General features: G+C 71.6%; 14 protein-coding genes. 9 read left to right on the top strand and 5 right to left on the bottom strand.

From position 1 onward, the window contains the following. Positions 1 to 16: 16 nt before the first annotated feature. Genes ACZ4AA_RS18900 through ACZ4AA_RS18910 form a run of 3 tightly spaced genes read right to left on the bottom strand, consistent with a single transcriptional unit; the run spans position 17 to position 4,961 of the window. Positions 17 to 3,544 (bottom strand): 5-oxoprolinase/urea amidolyase family protein, encoded by a 3,528-nt coding sequence (locus tag ACZ4AA_RS18900; protein ID WP_467602864.1) that lies wholly within the window; start codon positions 3,542 to 3,544, stop codon positions 17 to 19. Further along, positions 3,541 to 4,140 carry an urea amidolyase associated protein UAAP2 gene (locus ACZ4AA_RS18905; RefSeq protein WP_467602867.1) on the bottom strand — a complete coding sequence of 200 codons (600 nt, stop codon included), beginning with the start codon at positions 4,138 to 4,140 and terminating at the stop codon, positions 3,541 to 3,543. Before ACZ4AA_RS18905 ends, ACZ4AA_RS18900 begins: the two co-directional genes overlap by 4 nt. After that, a complete protein-coding gene (locus tag ACZ4AA_RS18910) occupies positions 4,137 to 4,961 on the bottom strand; it encodes an urea amidolyase associated protein UAAP1 (RefSeq protein ID WP_467602870.1) in 825 nt (274 codons plus the stop codon). Before ACZ4AA_RS18910 ends, ACZ4AA_RS18905 begins: the two co-directional genes overlap by 4 nt. 176 nt (positions 4,962 to 5,137) lie before the next feature. Between ACZ4AA_RS18910 and ACZ4AA_RS18915 the strand changes: the two genes are divergently transcribed. From ACZ4AA_RS18915 to ACZ4AA_RS18940, 6 genes are all read left to right on the top strand, one after another. Then, positions 5,138 to 5,764, top strand: a complete 627-nt coding sequence (locus ACZ4AA_RS18915; protein WP_467602872.1) for a TetR/AcrR family transcriptional regulator — start codon at positions 5,138 to 5,140, stop codon at positions 5,762 to 5,764. A gap of 299 nt (positions 5,765 to 6,063) precedes the next feature. Then, complete coding sequence (locus ACZ4AA_RS18920) at positions 6,064 to 7,650, top strand: sensor histidine kinase (protein WP_467602875.1); 1,587 nt, start codon at positions 6,064 to 6,066, stop codon at positions 7,648 to 7,650. Beyond that, the gene (locus tag ACZ4AA_RS18925; RefSeq protein WP_037628413.1) at positions 7,647 to 8,054 is read left to right on the top strand and encodes a roadblock/LC7 domain-containing protein; all 408 of its coding nucleotides are present in this window, start codon (positions 7,647 to 7,649) and stop codon (positions 8,052 to 8,054) included. The genes ACZ4AA_RS18920 and ACZ4AA_RS18925 overlap by 4 nt, the downstream gene beginning before the upstream one ends. Further along, positions 8,051 to 8,500, top strand: coding sequence for a DUF742 domain-containing protein (locus tag ACZ4AA_RS18930; protein ID WP_467602878.1), 450 nt, complete (start codon positions 8,051 to 8,053; stop codon positions 8,498 to 8,500). Before ACZ4AA_RS18925 ends, ACZ4AA_RS18930 begins: the two co-directional genes overlap by 4 nt. Further along, positions 8,481 to 9,101 (top strand): GTP-binding protein, encoded by a 621-nt coding sequence (locus ACZ4AA_RS18935; RefSeq protein ID WP_467602881.1) that lies wholly within the window; start codon positions 8,481 to 8,483, stop codon positions 9,099 to 9,101. Before ACZ4AA_RS18930 ends, ACZ4AA_RS18935 begins: the two co-directional genes overlap by 20 nt. A 76-nt stretch (positions 9,102 to 9,177) precedes the next feature. Beyond that, positions 9,178 to 10,665, top strand: coding sequence for a cytochrome P450 (locus ACZ4AA_RS18940; protein ID WP_467602884.1), 1,488 nt, complete (start codon positions 9,178 to 9,180; stop codon positions 10,663 to 10,665). Here the strand turns inward: ACZ4AA_RS18940 and ACZ4AA_RS18945 are convergent. Both ACZ4AA_RS18945 and ACZ4AA_RS18950 read right to left on the bottom strand, forming a co-directional pair. Further along, a complete protein-coding gene (locus ACZ4AA_RS18945; RefSeq protein ID WP_467602887.1) occupies positions 10,659 to 11,618 on the bottom strand; it encodes an RluA family pseudouridine synthase in 960 nt (319 codons plus the stop codon). The genes ACZ4AA_RS18940 and ACZ4AA_RS18945 overlap by 7 nt on opposite strands. A 4-nt stretch (positions 11,619 to 11,622) precedes the next feature. Then, positions 11,623 to 13,176 carry an amino acid permease gene (locus ACZ4AA_RS18950; protein WP_467602890.1) on the bottom strand — a complete coding sequence of 518 codons (1,554 nt, stop codon included), beginning with the start codon at positions 13,174 to 13,176 and terminating at the stop codon, positions 11,623 to 11,625. 258 nt (positions 13,177 to 13,434) lie between these two features. Between ACZ4AA_RS18950 and ACZ4AA_RS18955 the strand changes: the two genes are divergently transcribed. From ACZ4AA_RS18955 to ACZ4AA_RS18965, 3 genes are all read left to right on the top strand, one after another. After that, the gene (locus tag ACZ4AA_RS18955) at positions 13,435 to 14,082 is read left to right on the top strand and encodes a PadR family transcriptional regulator (RefSeq protein WP_467602893.1); all 648 of its coding nucleotides are present in this window, start codon (positions 13,435 to 13,437) and stop codon (positions 14,080 to 14,082) included. 303 nt (positions 14,083 to 14,385) lie between these two features. Next, positions 14,386 to 15,402, top strand: a complete 1,017-nt coding sequence (locus tag ACZ4AA_RS18960; RefSeq protein ID WP_467602897.1) for an ATP-binding cassette domain-containing protein — start codon at positions 14,386 to 14,388, stop codon at positions 15,400 to 15,402. Then, entirely contained in the window at positions 15,399 to 16,175 is a 777-nt protein-coding gene (locus ACZ4AA_RS18965) for an ABC transporter permease (RefSeq protein WP_467602899.1), read from the top strand. The genes ACZ4AA_RS18960 and ACZ4AA_RS18965 overlap by 4 nt, the downstream gene beginning before the upstream one ends. The last annotated feature ends 111 nt before the right edge of the window (positions 16,176 to 16,286 follow it).

Below are 16,286 nucleotides of genomic sequence, written 5' to 3' on the forward strand. Positions count from 1 at the left end.
GGGGCGGGGCGTGGGGTCAGGATGCCGACGGTTCCAGGGGCGCGAGGACGAGCAGGGCCGTGCCCGCCTCCACCTGGTCGCCCGGCCGGGTGAGGATCTGCCGGACCACGCCGTCGATCGGGGCGGGGACACGCGACTCCATCTTCATCGCCTCCAGGGCGAGCAACGGCTGCCCCGCGGTGACCTGGTCGCCCGGTGCCACGTTCAGCTGCCACACCGAGGCGGCGAACTCGGCCTCCACGAGCCGGCCGCCCTCCGGGACCCGCACCTCGACGGCCGGGGCCGGCGGGACGGCCGCCGCCTCGGCCCGGGCGAACTCGCCCGCCGCCTCCCAGGCGTCCCGTTCGGCGGAGAACGCGTCGCCCTGCCGGGACCGGAACTCCGCGACGGAACCGGCGTTCTCGGCGAGGAAGGTCTCGTACGCGGCGAGCGAGAAGGTGCCCTCCTCGACGCGGGGCACGAAGCGGCCGGAGATGATGTCGGCCCGCAGCTCCAGGAGTTCGTCCGCCTCCACCGGGTACCACTTGATCCGGTCGAAGAAGCGCAGCAGCCAGGGCGAGCCCGGTTCGAACGCGCCGCGCTGCTGCCAGGGGGACCACACCTGGGTCGTACGGCCGACGAACTGGTAGCCGCCGGGGCCCTCCATGCCGTAGACGCAGAGGTAGGCGCCGCCGATGCCGACCGAGTTCTCCGCGGTCCAGGTGCGGGCCGGGTTGTACTTCGTGGTGACCAGGCGGTGGCGCGGGTCGAGCGGAGTGGCGACCGGCGCGCCCAGATAGACGTCGCCGAGGCCGAGGACCAGGTACTCGGCGTCGAAGACCGTGCGGTACACGTCGTCCACCGAGTCCAGGCCGTTGACGCGGCGGATGAACTCGATGTTCCACGGGCACCAGGGGGCGTCGTCGCGGACACCGGCGATGTAGCGGGCGATGGCCTCGCGGGTGGCCGGGTCGTCCCAGGACAGCGGGAGATGGACGGTGCGGGAGGGGACGACGAGCTGGTCGCCGGGGGGCAGGGCGCGGACCGTGTGCCGTACGGCGTCCAGGAGTGCGCGCTGGGGGAGCCGGCCCGGGTCGGCCTGGATCTGGAGCGAGCGGATGCCCGGGGTCAGGTCGGTGACGCCGTCGAGGTCCGCGGCCGTCACCGCCTCCATCAGGGCGTGGACGCGCATGCGCAGGGCGAGGTCCAGTTGCATGGGCCCGAACTCGACCAGCAGGTTGTCGTCGCCGCTGCGGCGGTAGGTGACATCGCCGTCCCGGGCGAGGATCCCGCCGTCGACGATCGCGGCCCGCGCCGAACCGTCGTCGGCCAGGGGCGCGAAGCGCACGGTGTCGCCCGGGCGGAGCTGGCCGAGCTTCCAGCGTTCGGTGCTGACGACCGTCGCCGGGCAGACGAAGCCGCCGAGGGAGGGGCCGTCCGGGCCGAGGAGCACCGGCATGTCACCGGTGTAGTCGACGGCGCCGACCGAGTACGGGGTGTCGTGGATGTTGGAGGGGTGCAGGCCGGCCTCGCCGCCGTCGGCGCGGGCCCAGCGGGGCTTGGGCCCGACGAGCCGCACTCCGGTGCGGGCCGAGTTGAAGTGGACCTTCCAGTCGGCGGCGTAGAAGTCGTGGATGTCCTCCTCGGTGAAGAACTCCGGTGCCGCGTGCGGTCCTTCGAGCGCGCCGACGCGCCACGCGGCGGTGAAGGCGGGGCGTTCCGCGGGAGGCACGGGTGCCCCGGACGCCGTGGCCGTGCCGCCGTGCAGGACGTCACCGGTGCGCAGGGCCCGGCCGCCGTGGCCGCCGAACCGGCCGAGGGTGAAGGTGGCGGCGCTGCCGAGGAAGGCGGGCACGTCCAGGCCGCCGCCCGCGAACAGGACGTAGGTGCGCAGACCGTGCCCGGAAGGTGCCCCGACCTCGAACACCGCCCCGGCCGGGACGGTCACCGGCTCCCACTGGGCGACGGCGGACCCGTCCACGGTGATGGGCGCGGGGGCGCCGGTGACACAGACCGTCGTGGCGTGGCTGAACCTCAACGCCGGTCCCTGGAGGGTGCATTCGAGTCCGGGCGCGCCCTCGGGGTTGCCGAGCGCGCGGTTGCCGAGCCGGAACGAGAGGTCGTCCATCGGGCCGCACGGCGGGACCCCGACCTGCCAGTAGCCCCTGCGTCCCGGCCAGTCCTGCACGGTGGTGAGCGTGCCGCCGGACACGACCTCGACCCGAGGGGTGGGATCGCTCACCGCGGCCAGGGTGGCGGTGGAGTGCGCCGCCCGCCGGAAGGAGGGTTCGGCGAGCGCGGCCCGCACCAGCCCGAGGTTGGTCTCGATCCCGTCGACCCGGGTCGCGGCCAGTGCCGTGTCCAGACGCTCCAGGGCCTCGGCCCGGTCCGTCCCGTACGCGACGACCTTCGCGAGCATCGGGTCGTACGAGGTGGTCACCTCGGTGCCCGTCTCGACCCAGCCGTCGACGCGGACCCCGGCGGGGAACTCGACCCGGGTCAACAGGCCCGCGCTGGGCCGGTGTTCGCGCGAGGGGTCCTCGGCGTAGACGCGTGCCTCGACGGCGTGGCCCCGGGGTGTCCCCGGATCCCGGACGACCTCGGACTCGCCCCGGGCCAGGCGCAGCATCCAGGCGACCAGGTCGACGCCGTAGATCTCCTCGGTGACCGGGTGTTCCACCTGGAGGCGGGTGTTGACCTCCAGGAAGTAGGCCTCCTCGCGGGCGGCGTCGTAGACGAACTCGACGGTCCCGGCCGAGCGGTACCCCACCGAGGCGCACAAGTCGCGTGCTGCGGAGGCGAGTTGTTTGCGTACGAGGGAGGGGAGGCCGGGTGCGGGCGCCTCTTCGAGGACCTTCTGGTTGCGGCGCTGGAGCGAGCAGTCGCGGTCACCGAAGGTGACGACCCGGCCCCGGCCGTCGCCGAAGACCTGTACCTCGACATGGCGGGCGTGCTCGACCAGGCGTTCCAGGAAGACCCCGGCCGAGGAGAAGGAGGCCGCGGCGACGCGTTGCACCCGGTCCCAGGCGTCGGTCAGTTCGGCGGCGGACCGGCAGGCCGACATGCCGATGCCGCCGCCACCGCCGGTGGCCTTGAGCATGACGGGATAGCCGATGCGGCCGGCCGCCTCCAGGGCCTCGGGCAGGCCGGGGAGCAGCCCCGTGCCCGGTGCCAGCGGCACCCCTGCGGCCTGGGCCGCCGCTCTGGCCGTGTGCTTGGCGCCGAACAGCTCCAGCTGATCCGGTGTCGGCCCGACGAAGACGATCCCGGCGTCCTCGCAGCGCCGGGCGAAGGCCGCGTCCTCGGACAGGAAGCCGTATCCGGGGTGGACGGCCCCGGCTCCGGTGTCCTTGGCCGCCTTCAGGACGAGGTCGGCGTCGAGGTAGGACTCCTTGGCGGGGGCCGGGCCGAGCCGTACGGCCTCGTCGGCGAGCCGGACGTGGGGTGCGGCGCGGTCGGCGTCGGAGTACACGGCGACGGTGCGCAGGCCCAGTTCGCGGGCGGTGCGGATGATCCGGACGGCGATCTCGCCGCGGTTGGCGACCAGAAGGGTGTCGAAGCTCATGCGGAGTCCCCGATCGTCATGGCGACCGCCGTCGGCTCGAAGCCGTTGCACGGGTTGTTGATCTGGGGGCAGTTGGAGACCAGCACGATCACGTCGCGTTCGGCGCGCAGGGTCAGTCTCAGGCCCGGGGCGGAGATGCCGTCGACGATGCCGAGGGTGCCGTCCTTCTCGACCGGCACGTTCATGTACCAGTTGATGTTCGACACGAGATCGCGTTTGCCCAGGCCGTGACGGGCGCCCTCGGCGAGGAAGTTGTCCACGCAGGCGTGCTGGGACCAGGTGTGGTGACCGTAGCGCAGGGTGTTGGACTCCTTGGAGCAGGCGCCGCCGACCGTGTCGTGGCGCCCGACCTCGTCCTCGACGACCGTCATCAGCGGGGTGTGCTCGTTGGACATCAGCACGCTGCCCGTGGTCAGGAAGATGTTCTCCTGGGCCTGGATCGTGTCGGGGGCGCTGTAGCGGACGGCGGTGTCCGCCGCGTCGTACACCAGGAAGTCGACGGCCTGGTTGCCGTGCAGGTCGGTGACGGTGAGCGTCCGACCCGCGCGGACGACGGCGGACCAGGCGGCCCGGGCCGGGACGGTGACGTGGGTCATGCGAGCCCCCTCGTGGCAAGGAATTCGGCGGTGTTGAGGAAGGCACGGCGGCCTTCGGGCGTGGCCTCCCACAGCGGGTCGCCGGCCGCGGTCGGCCGCGCGCGCCAGGCCAGTACCTCCAGCGGGGTGCTGATGTACTCCGGGCGCGGGTCGGCCGGGTGGGGGACGTTGGCGATCAGGACGGTGAGGTCCTGCTCGGCGCGCAGGGTGACGTGGGCGCCGGGTCCGGCCGAGCCGGTGAAGCGCGGCGCGCCGTCCTCGGTGATCTCCACGCCCTGGAAGAAGGAGAGCGAGGGCGGCAGATCGCGGGGCCCGAGCCCGTTCTTGGCGGCGGCCAGCTTGAACAGCTCCCGGCCGGCGGGGGACGCGGACTGCGGGGTTCCGTCGCCGTAGCGCCCGGTGTTGCGTACGAGGGTGGAGGTGCCGCACAGGGCGTCGTGGCGTCCGGAGGTGTCGGTGACCACCGAGGCGAGCACCCGGCCCTGGTCGGAGAGGAGCAGCCGTCCCGTGCCGAGGTAGGCGTTCCACTGGACCTTGACGGTGTCGGCGACGTTCAGGCGTTCCCACGGCCGGTCGGCGACGTACAGCAGAAGGTGCGCGCAGGCGTCGCCGGCGAGGTCGGTCAGGCGCAGTTCGGTGCCCCGGGCCAGCACCTTGTGCGTGTAGTTCCCGCCCGCCACGGTCTCGGCCCAGACGAGCGGGCCCGCCTCGCGCGGCGGGTCCTGCCAGTCGGCCGCGGGGACCACGGGCATGGTCTCGGCGCGGGTTCCCTGCTGGGCACGGGCGTGCTCGCGTGCTCCGTGGGTGGTCGCTGTCGCCATCGCGGGTCCTCCGGCTCCTGGGTAATTTCTGTCGCGCGACAGAAATTAGGCGCGGGGTGGGTCGCCGCCGTGTCCCGTGTGTTGCCGCGGGGTTACCTGTCCCTCACGCGGGGCGCGGGGCCGGCGCGGGCCGTGCCGCCCCGTCCGGGCGTGCCGTATGTGCGAGGATCGAACGCATGGGAACGGGTGGCGGGCGGCGGGTCGGCAGGCCTCGGGCCGCGCAGCGGCCGGACAGCGGACTGACGCCACGCGCCGAACTGCTCGACGCGGCCGCCGAGTTGTTCACGACACGGGGGTACGCGGCCACCACCACCCGGGCCGTCGCCGAGCGGGCCGGGATGCGCCAGGCGTCCATGTACCACTACGTCACCGGCAAGGAGGAGCTGCTCGCCGAGCTCCTGGAGTCCACGGTCACCCCCTCCCTGGCGTACGCGCGTGAACTCCTCGCCGATGACACGGCCCCCGCGCAGCGGCGGCTCTGGGAGCTGTGCCGCGCCGACGTCGAGGTGCTCTGCGGAGGACCGCACAACCTCGGCGTCCTGTATCTGCTGCCCGAGGTGCGCACCGAACGCTTCGCCGGCTTTCACGCGGTGCGGGCCGAACTCAAGGACACCTACCGTCAGTTGCTCGCCGCCACGGCGCCCGGTGGCGTGCTCGCCAAGAGTGAGCTCGATCTGCGGACGGATCTGCTGTTCGGGCTGATCGAGGGCGTCATCCTGGTGAGCCGTTCCGATCCGCAGCGCCCGGTCCCGGCCTTCGCCGAGGCCGCCGCGGACGCGGCGCTGCGCGTCGCCGGAGTCTGAGCCCTCACCGCCAGGGATGTCGCGCGCCCGTACGTCATCACGCACCGTGTGCGAACGAGGGCGCAGCGTGTAAATGGGGCTGAGGGTACTCCAGTCTTATGGGCGGTTTCAGGTGCTTGCTGAATATGACACAGCGTTGATCCGGTCGGACTAAGCTCGCCCGCAGCGCACCGAGTTGAGATGTATTCGTGCGCTTGTTCCCAAAAGTTCCGAAGATCTGGTTTGACCCATACCGATCCGTGTCGAATTCCCCCACAAAATTCCCCCACCCCCCAGCCGATTTGTCTCAGAGGGCATACATGGTGAGTGTTCAATCGCCTCCCGGTGACAGTGAACTTCCCTACGCGCGCGTGCTGTTGCTGCCGGCCGTACTGATGGCGGTGGCGACCGGCGCGGCCGTCGCCGTCGTGACGGAGCCCGCCCGGGGCGCGGTGGCCCTGTGCGGCGGCTTCGCCACCCTGCTGGTCATCGCGATCGGCGGCGAAGCCGTCCGCCGCGGTCGCGTCATCCGTGACCTGCGCGCCGACTTCGCGCGCCGCACCGCCTCCCTGGAGCAGCGTCTCGCCGGGCACGATCAGGAGATCGTGCGCTTCACCCGCGAGATCCTGCCGTACGCGATCGACCGGCTGCACGAGGGCGGCTCCCCCTCGGAGGTCATGCGCACCCTGGGCCGTGACGACCCGGGCCTGGACGAGCTCCCCAAGTCCCAGAAGGACTTGCTGAAGAAGCTGATCAAGATCATCGACACTGAGGAGTCGATGCGTGACGCCGCCCAGCGCTCCTTCGTCAACATCGCCCGGCGCGTCCAGGCCATCGTCCACCAGCAGAACAACGAACTGCGCGAGATGGAGGAGGACCACGGGCGCAACCCCGAGGTCTTCGACGACCTGCTGCGCATCGACCACGGCACCGCGCTGATCGGCCGGCTCGCCGACTCCATCGCCGTGCTCGGCGGCGGCCGTCCCGGACGCCAGTGGCCCGAACCCGTACCGCTGTTCAGCGTGCTGCGCGGCGCGATGTCCCGCATCCTGGAGTACCGCCGCATCGAGCTGCACAACATCGTCGACATCGCCGTCAACGGTGTCTCCGTGGAACCGCTCATCCACGCCCTGGCCGAACTCCTCGACAACGCCACCCGCTACTCGCCGCCGCACACCAAGGTGCACGTCACCGCGATCGAGGTGCAGACCGGCATCGCCATCGAGATCGAGGACGGCGGGGTCAGCCTCAGCGACGAGGCCCGCGGCAAGATCGAGGAGCTGCTGCGGCTGGCCGCGGCCGGCGTCGACCCGAACACCATGGGCCAGGCACCCCGGCTCGGCATGGCCGTCGTCGGACGACTCGCCGAGATGTACAGCATGCAGATCTCGCTGCGGCAGTCCGCGTACGGCGGTGTCCGCGCCGTCCTCGTCGCACCGCGGAACATGCTCACCACCGACTTCGCCCCCGGCCTCGCGCACGGTGTCGGCGCCAGCTCCGTGGCCGGCATCGACAACGGCGGTGTCGAGGGCCCGGCGCGCAAGCCCAAGAAGCGCAAGCCCACCGCCGGACCCCGCATCCCCTCGCCGGGCGGCGACCCCCTCGACGACGACGTCCCGGTCGTCACGGAATGGACGCCCGGCGGTCTTCCGCAGCGCCGCAGCCGCATGAAGGTCCCGCTCAGTCAGCGGTACGCCGAGGCCCGCGCCGAACAGGAGGCCGCCGAGGCCGGGGGCGCTGCCTCCCCGTGGCATCCCGACCCCGAGCCGCAGGAGAAGGAGCCCGAACCCGGGCTGTGGGTCGAGGCGTTCATGAACGGACTCAAGGGCGACCCGGACCCGACCGCATTCAGCACGGACAACCAGCCGGCCCCGGCCGAGGGCGACGACGAGGGGGACCTCAAGTGATCCAGCAGCGAGCCAACTTCGACTGGATGCTCAAGGAACTCGCCGACGGAGTGCCGGGTATCCAGCAGATCGTGGTGCTCTCCGCCGACGGGCTGCGCATCGCCCGCTACGGCGGCGACCCCGACGCGGCCGACCGCGTCGCCGCCGCCTGTGCGGGCCTCCAGAGCCTCGCGGGAGCCGTCGCGGGGGAGATCCCCCGCAGCGACGGCCGGATGCGCATGGTCATCATCGAGATCGACGGCGGCTACTTCTACCTGATGTCGGCCGGCCCCAACGCCTACCTGGCCGTGCTCGCCAACCAGACCGCGGAACCCGGGCTGATGAGCAACCGCATGCGCGACCTCGTCGTACGGATCGGCGCCCATCTCACGAGTCCGCCCCGCCGCAACGGGCAGACCGTATGACTCCTCCGCAACGCCGACGGCGCCAACCCAGGGAGCGGCCCCCGGAACCTCCCGCGCCGCCGTCCCCCCGCGCGGACCCGGAAGGCTCCGCGGGGGAGGACGGCCAGGGCAAACCGAAGAACCCGGAGCGCCTGTACGTGCTCACGGGCGGCGGCGACGGCGGTGACAGGGCCGAGGTCGACCTCGTGACGCTGGTCGTGGCCGGTGACGCCACGCCGCCGCCCGCCACCCCGCCGGAACAGTCGGCGCTGCTGAGGCTGTGCAGGACCCCCCTGTCCGTGGCCGAGATCTCGGCCTATCTCCATCTGCCGTTCAGCGTGGTGACCGTCCTGCTCACCGAGCTGCTGGCGGCAGAACTGGTGAGGGCGCGCGCCCCGATCGTCCGTCAGGCGCTCCCCGACCGTTCCCTCCTCGAAGCGGTGATGCATGGACTTCAAAAGCTCTGACACCATCACGGGCCCTCGTGCCGAGGACCACCTCCCGCACACCGCCCAGGCGGCCGTGAAGATCGTGATCGTGGGCGGCTTCGGCGTCGGCAAGACGACCATGGTGGGCGCCGTCAGCGAGATCAAGCCGCTGACGACCGAGGAGACCATGACCCAGGCCGGCATCGGGATCGACGACAACTACGGGTCCGAGACCAAGACGGCCACCACCGTGGCCATGGACTTCGGCCGGATCTCCATCACGGACCAGCTGGTGCTCTATCTGTTCGGCACCCCCGGCCAGGAGCGTTTCTGGTTCCTGTGGAACGGCCTGTTCGAGGGCGCGCTCGGCGCGGTCGTCCTGATCGACACCCGCCGTCTGGAAGTCAGCTTCGACGTGATCGGACGCCTGGAGGAGCGAGGCGTTCCGTTCGTCGTCGCGATAAACGACTTCCCCGACGCGCCCCGGTACCCGGTCGAGGATCTGCGGGCCGCGCTCGACCTCGCCGAGGAGATCCCGATCGTGCGGTGCGACGCCCGCCGCAGGGCGTCGAGCCGCGACACCCTGATGACCCTGATGCGGTTCCTGCATTCCCTGGCGATGACGTCGGCGCACCGCTGAACACCGTACGGTGAAGACAGCATCCGTACGCCAACTACCCATACACAGAACGTATTTGAGCTTCGGAGCGATCATTGTGACGACCGAATCCCATTCCCCCGCAGGTACGGAAGACCCCGCGTTCGGCCCCCCGCCCGGCTGCCCCGCCCACGCCATGGGACCCGGTGTGGGCCCGGGCGGACTGCGCCGCCTGTACGGGCCCGAGGCGGAGGACCTGGGCGCGCTGTACGAGAAGCTGCGGGCCGAACACGGCGCCGTCGCACCGGTGTTGCTGCACAACGACGTACCGATCTGGGTGGTCCTCGGCCACGCCGAGAACCTGCACGTGGTCAGCACCCCCGCGCACTACGCGCGCGACAGCCGGCTGTGGACCGCCGTCCAGGACGGCACGGCCGGAGCCGACCATCCGCTCGCCCCCCACATCGCCTGGCAGCCCATCTGCTCCCACGCCGAGGGCGACGAGCACCTCAGGCTGCGCGGCGCGGTCACCGGCGCCATGTCCACCATCGACTTCCGCAGTCTGCGGCGCTACATCAACCGCGCCACCCAGCGGCTGGTCAACGCGTTCTGCCCGCTCGGCGAGGCTGATCTGGTCGGCCAGTTCGCCGAGCATCTGCCGATGTCCGTGCTCTGCGAGATCATCGGCATGCCCGAGGACTACAACGACCGCATGGTGCAGGCCACCCGCGATCTGCTCAAGGGCACCGACACCGCCATCGCCAGCAACGAGTACGTCATGAGCGTGCTGACCCAGCACACCCTGCGGCGCCGGGCCGAGCCCGAGGACGACTTCACCAGCCACCTCATCAACCACCCGGCCCGGCTCACCGACGACGAGGTGGCCCAGCACCTGCGGCTCGTCCTGCTCGCCGCCTACGAAGCCACCGCCAACCTCATCGCCAACGTGCTGCGCATGCTGCTCACCGACCCGCGCTTCCGTGCCCAGCTCAACGGCGGGCAGATGACCGTGCCCGAGGCGGTCGAGCAGTCGCTGTGGAACGAGCCGCCGTTCAGCGCCGTCCTCGGCTACTTCGCCAAGCAGGAGACGGAACTGGGCGGCCGGCGCATCCGCAAGGGCGACGGACTGCTGTTCGGGATCGCGCCCGGCAACGTCGACCCGCGCATCCGCCCCGACCTGGCCGCGAGCATGCAGGGCAACCGCTCCCACCTCGCCTTCGGCGGCGGCCCGCACGAGTGCCCGGGACAGGACATCGGCCGTGCCATCGCCGATGTCGGCGTCGACGCCCTGCTGTTGCGGCTGCCGGACGTCGAACTCGACTGCGACGAGAGCGATCTGCGCTGGCGCAGCACCATGTCCTCGCGCCACCTCGTCGATCTGCCCGTGCGGTTCGAGCCCAAGCCGACGCAGGAGGTCACCCAGAAACCGTCCGTACGCGCCCTGCCCGCTCAGCGGTCCCACTGGCAGGTGACCACCGAAGGCAGGGCACCGGCCACGCCCGCCCCGCAGCCGGCCACCCCAGGACCCGCCCCCGCCGTCGCCCCCGAACCCGTCCGCGGGCCGAGCGCATGGCAGCGCCTGCTGCGCTGGTGGCGCGGCTACTGATCCCCGGCGCCGCGGACCGACCAGGAGTCGTACGAGGTCCACGCCTCCAGCGTCCGCCCGCTGACGAACCGGTGGGCCAGGCCGGTCACCGGATCGGTGAACTCCAGCGTCCGCGCCAGCAGTTGCAGCGGACGCCGGAAGTCACCGGCCGGGACGGGCCCGGTCACCACCGGGTACAGCGGATCACCCAGGATGGGCACGCCCAGCGCGCTCATGTGCACCCGGAGCTGATGGGTCTGCCCGGTCCTGGGCGTCAGCCGGTAGCGCCCGAGACCGTCCCGGCGCTCGGCCAGTTCGACCCCCGTGACCGCGTTCGGCTCGCCCGCCACCTCCCGCGCGGCCATCACCCCGCGCTCCTTGAGGATGCGGCTGCTGACCGTGCGCGGCAGGGACAGACCGGGCTCGTACGGCGCCAGGGCCTCGTACTCCTTGCCGATCAGCCGGTCACGGAACAGCGACTGGTACGCGCCGCGTTCCCCGGGCCGTACGGTGAACAGCACGAGCCCGGCGGTCAGCCGGTCGAGCCGGTGCGCCGCGCCCAGGTCCGGCAGGCCGAGATCCCGGCGCAGCCGGGCCAGGGCCGTCTCGGCGACATGACTGCCGCGCGGTGTGGTGGCCAGGAAGTGCGGCTTGTCGGCCACGACGATGTGATCGTCCCGGTACACCACGTCCAGCGGGAACGGCACCGGCTCCTCGTCGGGCAGTTCGCGGTGGAACCACAGGAACATGCCCGGCGCGTACGCGGCTTCGGCGGTGAGGGGCCGGCCGTCCTCGCGGACGACAAGACCTTCGCCGATCATCGCGTCGACGACTCCGTCGCCCGCCGCGAGCCGGTCCACCAGATAGGCCCGGGCGGTGGCCCAGCTCCCCTCGCGCGGCAGCCTGATCCGTACGGGGTCGACCCCGTGGCGCTGCGGGAGGGGAGCGGGCGGAATCCGGGGCTTGCGTCTCACGCGGTCAAGCGTACGAGGCCTCGGCCGCCTCGGACGTCCGCCCCCGCGCTGCCCGCGCCGTGAACACCCGGTACGCCGCGCCCGTCACCAGCGTCACGGCGAGGAACAGCAGGGTGAACCAGCGGAAGTACCAGTGCCCGCCCGCGGGGTCGTACACCGCCGCCCGCGGCCAGGCCAGGTTGACGGTCATGAACAGGCCGTAGGCGAGGGCCAGCGCGTTGACGGGGACGCCCCAGCGGCCGAGGGAGAAGAGCGGGGCGCCGTTCTCGTCGGTGCCCTCCGCGGCGAACCGTCCGCGCAGCCTGCGCACCAGCAGCGGCCCGGTGACCATCGCGTACGCGAGGTACAGCATCACGATGCAGGTGGTCCCGATGGCCAGGAACGCGTCCGGGGAGGCGAAGTTCAGCAGCAGCAGGGCCGCCGCGAGGACACCGACGACCAGCGCGGGAGCGCCCGGCATGCCGGTCCTCGGGTCGACCTTCGCGAGCCGTCCGGAGAACGGGAGCCGGCCGTCGCGGGCCATCGAGAAGAGCATGCGGCTCGCGGCGGTCTGGATCGCCAGGGTCGCCACCGCGACGGCCACCACCACATCGGCGAGCAGTGCCCGGCCCACCCCGTCGCCGAGGCTGCTCGTCAGCACGTAACTCAGTCCGTCGACGCCGAGCCGGCCGTCGGTCAGGCTCGGGGCCGCGAGCAGACCGCCGAGCACGATCAGCCCACCGAGCAGGCCCGCGGCGCCGAGCGCGGTGAGGATCGTCCGGGGCGCGGTGCGCCTCGGGTGATGGGTCTCCTCGCTCATCTCCCCGGCGCTGTCGAAGCCGATCATCACGTACGCGGCCATGAACGAACCCACCATCAGCGCCCCGAACAGGCCGGTGCCTCCGCCCGGGCCGGTGTGGAAGGTGATGCCGGGGGAGCGCTCGGAGTGGGTGAACAGCAGCACGGCGATCAGGACCGCGCCGATGATCTCGGCGGTGACGCCGATCCGGTTGACCGCGGACATCACGCGGTTGTCCAGCAGGTTGACCACGGTGGTCAGGACGAGCAGCACGACGCCCAGGACGGCCGCGTTGGCCGCGCCGTCGGCGCTGGTGGGGGCCGGGTCGTCGCCGATCAGCTGGAAGCCCGACCAGATCGCGGGGAGCACCATCTGGAGGGCGAGCGCGGCCGCCGCGACCACCACGATCTGTCCGATCACCATGATCCAGCCGGCGAACCAGCCGAAGGAGGGGGTCGACAGCCGTGAGGACCACTGGTAGATCGCGCCGGAGATCGGATAGCGCGCGGCGAGTTCCGCGAAGCACGCGGCGACCGCGAGCTGGCCGGCGAACACGGCCGGCCAGGTCCAGAAGAAGACCGGGCCGCCGAACGCGTACCCGAAGGCGAAGAACTGGAAGACCGTGGTGAGCACGGAGATGAAGGAGAACCCGGCGGCGAACGAGGCGTACCGGCCGAGGCTGCGGTGCAGCTCCTGGCGGTAGCCGAACTCGGTGAGGGAGCGGTCGTCCGGGGACGCGGGCGGATCGGGACGTACGTCGGAGGGGGCGGTGGTGGTCACGGCGGCACCTGCCTTCGGCGCGAAGGGCGATCGGGATTCCTGTCGGGTGACAGAAATTAGGGAGGCGCTGTTTCACCCGCGTGACGCGGCCGTATCGGCGACGGGCCCAATTCCTTACGTGGCTGCTGCCCGCGCGTCCGTACGCCCCTGCCGCGTTCATTCAAACGCGATACATCGTGTGTCTTGACGCCTCTCGTCGACACGCGATATGTTCGGCTACGGATATTCGGGCGCGAGGCGACCTGGGCGGAAGAGGTGATGGCGGTGAAGCGGCGCAAGCTGAGCAACCCGCTGGCGCTCGCCGTCATGACGACGCTCTGGCAGAAGCCGATGCATCCGTACGAGATCGCCCGGACGCTGCGCCGCCAGGGCAAGGACACCAGCACGAAGATCAACTACGGGTCCCTGTACACGGTCGTGCAGAACCTGGAGAAGCACGGCTTCGTCGAGGTCACCGACGTCGAGCGGCAGGGCAACCGTCCGGAGCGCACGATCTACGGCATCACCGAGGCCGGGCGCGAGGAGATGACCGAATGGCTCTCCGATCTGATGGCGCTCCCCGCGCGCGAGTACCCGATCTTCGAGACCGCGCTGTCCCTGATGGGGGTGCTGCCTCCTGACGAGGTCGCGCGCCTGCTCGCGGAGCGGCTCAACTCCCTGGAAGTACAGGCCGCGAGCGCCCGCGGCGGCCTGACGAAGCTGTACGAGACGCTGCCCCGGCTCTTCCTCGTGGAGACCGAGTACCAGCTGCACATGATCGAGGCGCAGGCGGACTGGGTCCGGGGGTTCCTCGCGGAACTCAGGGACGGCACACTGCCCGGCGTCGAGGCGTGGCGGACCTTCCACGACACGGGGGAGATCCCGCCCGAGTTCCAGGACCTGGAGGAACGCGGCTTCGAGAAGTGACCCCGGAAAAAGACCCCGGCAGGACTGTTGGAGCAGTCCCGCCAGGGTCTCGAACCCCGGACCGAATCCGCCGTGCGGCGGCTCCAGGCGATCGAGGTGCGGCACACCCAGGATAGCCCGGCGCTCTTCACGCGGATCGGATCGGCAGTCACCCGAGATCACCCGGCTTCATGCCGGGCGGCTCGGCCACCCGGGACCACCCGGCTTCACGCCGGGCGGCCCGGCAGTCACCCGGTACCACCCGGGAATCCGAGATCACCCGGCCCCCGGCCGGGAATCCGCTCACTTGGGAGAGCAGTCGTCATGACGGACACGCGTGCGCCCGCGGTCGAGGCGCGTCAGCTGATCAAGACCTACTCCGGTGACGTCACCGCGCTCAGCGGCATGGACATCACCGTCGAACCGGGCACCGTCTTCGGCCTCCTCGGCCCGAACGGCGCCGGGAAGTCCACCACCGTCAAGATCCTCACCACGCTGGCCCGCCCCGACTCGGGCACGGCCACCGTCGCGGGCCACGACGTGCTGCGCCACCCGGACCGGGTGCGGCGCGCGATCGGCGTCGTCGCCCAGAACTCGGGCGCCGACCCGGTGGCGACCGGCCGGGAGAACCTCCGCCTCCAGGGCAGGCTCCACGGCCTCCGGGGCGCGGACCTGGACCGCAGGGTCGGCGAACTCCTGGAGCGGTTCACCCTCACCGAGGCCGCGCGGCGCCCGGTCAAGGGGTACTCGGGCGGTATGCGGCGGCGCCTGGACGTGGCACTGGGGCTGGTCCACCGCCCCGAGGTGCTCTTCCTCGACGAACCCACCACCGGACTCGACCCCGAGGCCCGCACCGCGATGTGGGACGAGATCGCGAGGCTGGCCGGCGACGACGGCCTGACCATCCTGCTCACCACGCACTACCTGGAAGAGGCCGACCGGCTCGCCGAGCGGATCGCCATCGTCGACCGCGGACGGGTTGTCGTCGAGGGCACCCCGGACGCGCTCAAGGGCGAACTCCGCGGCGACGCCGTCCATGTGGAACTGGCCGAGGCGGTCGGCGAAGCCGGCCGTACGCTCCTCCAGGGCGCCCTCGGGAAACTGCCGGGCGTGCATCAAGTCCTGTTCGACGGACGGCGGATCAGCGTCCGCGCCGACGACGGCGGAGCCACCGTGCCCGCGCTGCTCGGGGCGCTGGAGCGGGCCGGGACCGCGGTCGTGTCCGCGACCGTGGCCCGTCCCTCGCTCGACGACGTCTATCTCCGCTACGCGGGCCGCCGTTACTCCGAAGCCGGGTCGGACGCCACCGGTTCCCTCGTCCTCGCCGGAGGTGCCCGATGAGCGCGGCCGTTTCCCAGACCTGGTACATGACGCAGCGCCAGTTGATGGTGTTCGCCCGTCAGCCCGCCTACGCGATCATCACCCTCATCCAGCCGGTGATCTGGCTGTTCCTGTTCGGCGGCCTCTTCAAGAACGTCGTCGAGCTCGGCGGGTTCGGCACCACCTCGTACCTCGACTACCTGGTGCCGGGGGTGGTCGTGATGAGCGCGCTCAGCTCCAACATGTGGGCCGGCATGGGGACGTTGGAGGAGATCCAGCGGGGCACCCTGGACCGGTTCCTGACCACCCCGGTCAGCCGGGCCGCGCTGATGAACGGCAACGTCGTCAACAACGGCCTGATCACCGCCCTCCAGTCGGTCGTCATCGTCCTGCTCGGGCTGGCCGGGGGCGCCGACTACCCCGGCGGCGTCGGTGGCGTGGCCGTCCTGGTCCTCGCCTCGGTGCTGCTCGGCACGCTGTTCGGGGCGCTGTCCAACGCGCTGGGCATGCTGGTGCGGGAGCGGGAGTCGATCATCGGGATCAACACCTTCCTGCTGCTGCCGCTGACCTTCCTCTCCAGCGCCTTCATGCCACCGTCCCGGATGCCGGACTGGATCCGGCACATCGCCGACTTCAACCCGCTCGACTGGGCGATGGTCGCGGGCCGTTCGGCGATGTCCGCGGACCCCGACTGGGGTGTCGTCCTCGGCCGGACGGGCGCGCTGCTCGCGCTCGCGGTGGCGGCGGTCTGGCTGTCGATCCGCACCTTCCGGTCGTACCAGCGCTCGGTGTAGCCATCGGCCAGGCGGCCGGGCGGCCAGGCGGCCGGGCGGCGGCTTCCGGTCGTACCGCTCGTGCCGCCGGTGGACGCCCAGGTGCCGGGCGAAGGGCACCCCGCGCAGACG

It is taken from the genome of Streptomyces sp. NPDC024698, from assembly GCF_055559015.1.